At 71.0% G+C, this 1,897-nt stretch carries 2 protein-coding genes and 1 pseudogene; 2 read left to right on the top strand and 1 reads right to left on the bottom strand.

Annotated elements, in window-relative coordinates; genetic code table 11:
• On the top strand, nucleotides 1–270 hold a 270-nt coding region (locus WBA11_RS13615; RefSeq protein ID WP_424521216.1), incomplete at its 5' end, for a hypothetical protein.
• Nucleotides 271–356: 86 nt separating this feature from the next.
• Entirely contained in the window at nucleotides 357–512 is a 156-nt protein-coding gene (locus WBA11_RS13610; protein WP_424521215.1) for a hypothetical protein, read from the top strand.
• Here WBA11_RS13610 and WBA11_RS13605 read toward each other — a convergent pair.
• A pseudogene (locus WBA11_RS13605) lies at nucleotides 509–1,897 on the bottom strand (hypothetical protein); the annotation flags it as partial. The gene WBA11_RS13610 and the pseudogene WBA11_RS13605 overlap by 4 nt on opposite strands.

Below are 1,897 nucleotides of genomic sequence, written 5' to 3'. Positions count from 1 at the left end.
CGGCTGGATCGACCGGCCGGCGGCGCGCGACCTCGAGGCCGAGCCGGAGTTCGTGGCGCTCCCGACGCTGTGACCGAGCCGGGACCCGGCGAGCGCGAGTGCCCGTCGTGCGGCTTCGCCGTCGATCAGGGGGCCGAGGTCTGCCCGTACTGCGCCTACGAGTTCCCCATCGCCAAGGCCGGTGTGACGCCGATGGTGTGGCTGTTCATCGGGCTGATGATCCTGTTCGCCTTCCCAGCCCTCGCCTACGTATTTGGCCTGTTCGGGTAGGTGACCTGCGGCTCGGGCAAGGGGCCTGTGGCTTGGTAGCTGCGTTGTTGCGCCGGGCTTGTGTCGTCCTCGAAGACTCGTCCTCGATGCTGTCCGTCACCGAAAAGACAGGTCTGTTCCAAGCCGGCGACCTCGAGGGCGTCGCCGCGATGGCGGCATCCTACCTTCGGGGTGAGACCGATAGCTCGCGCTGGGACGTGTTCGACGGCAAAGTGATCTACTGGAAGGCGATCGGCCGCTAGATCGACACGCGGACGCGGAGCGCGGGCTGGATACCGGGCAGCGTGCGCGTGACGGCCTCGAGGGCGCCGGACACGCCGGGGCGGAGCGACCAGTCGAGGACGTTCGGACGGTCCAGGACGTTGGTGACGTCGAGCGCGACCTCGAGGCGCTGTCCCGTACCGAGCCGGGCCGTGTAGGCAGCTCCCACGTCGAGCATCAGCGAGGGCGCGAGTTGGTCATTCTGAGGTGCCGAGAGCGAGAACGAGTCGAGGGTGCTGCGCTGCGCTCCGATCACGTCGTAGTAGGCCCGGCGGAGCGCCCAGCTCCGTCCCCACACGCCCAGTGCTCGGGCTCGCAGGAGCAGGCCGGTCCCGTCTCGCTGACCGAACGCCAGCACGTCGAGGTCGGCGGTCGCGCGGACGGGCTCCTCCCAGGGCGAGGACACCCACGCGCCTCGAAAACGTTGGTCGCTCTGCTGCTCGGCGCGAGCCACCATCAGGCCAACGCTCGAGGCCCACCGGGGCGACTGCCGCTCGACGCGGATGCCGATTCCGGCCGACCGCCCGTGCTGCTCGATCAGGAAATCCGACTGGTTCGTGAGAGCGCCCGGAATCCGGGCGAGCAGGGCCGAGTAGTCGAGGTCGTACGTCTGGGGCGTCGTCTTGGCGTAGCCCTCGATGCGCGTCGACCACCGCTCCGACGGCCGCCACAGGATCTCGCCGGCGACGTGGAGCGACGAAGGGGCGTCGATGCTCGAGTCGATCGGCAGCCAGACCGGCACGTCGGGGACGAGGGTGCTGGGGCCGAATGTCGCGAGCTCGACGCGCGTCGCGAACTGGCGGTACACGCCGGCGGCCAACCGGCCCGCGACGCCCGACATCGGGATGCCCAGGACGCGGTCGCCAGGTGCGGCGTCGTAGCGGAGGGCCAGCCGCGGCTCGGCCAGCACGTCCCCGGACGAGGTCAGGGTCGTCAAGCGCAGGCCCGGCTCGAGCGTCCACCGCCGACCGATCTCGTGCCGTCCGTCTACGACCGCGGCCACGCGCGTTTGGCGGTGCGCGGCGTCGAGGTCGCGGAAGGCGGTCTCTCCGAACCCCGCTGACAGCAGGTGGAACCGCGTCCCGACCGACACGCCCTCGAGGCCGAAGGCGAGCGTCTGGCCGCGTGCGATGGCGACGGTCGCGTCGAGGCCCAAAGTCAGGTTGTCGAGGTCGTTGCCGTTCGTCGTCTCGCCGAAGGCGTCGAGAGCGGAGACGAGCCGCGCCTCGGCCTCTGCTGTCGGCTCGGTCCCCTCGAGGCCGGCTGCCGCGCCGTCGAGGGCGTCGTAGCGCTGCCGGAGCGAGTGGTCGCTCCACCGGCCGCTCAGCCCGATCTGCCAGCGGCTGCCCACGAGCGCCTCGGCGCG

It is taken from the genome of Rubrivirga sp., assembly GCF_049648075.1.
Lineage (GTDB): Bacteria > Bacteroidota > Rhodothermia > Rhodothermales > Rubricoccaceae > Rubrivirga.
Note: the sequence above shows the minus strand (reverse complement) of the source record. Positions and strands in the feature narration are given on the sequence as shown.

What these genes read in the sequence shown, in the direction of transcription:
- WBA11_RS13610 (WP_424521215.1), top strand. Translation starts at nt 357, where the DNA reads ATGCTGTCCGTCACCGAAAAGACAGGTCTGTTCCAAGCCGGCGACCTC.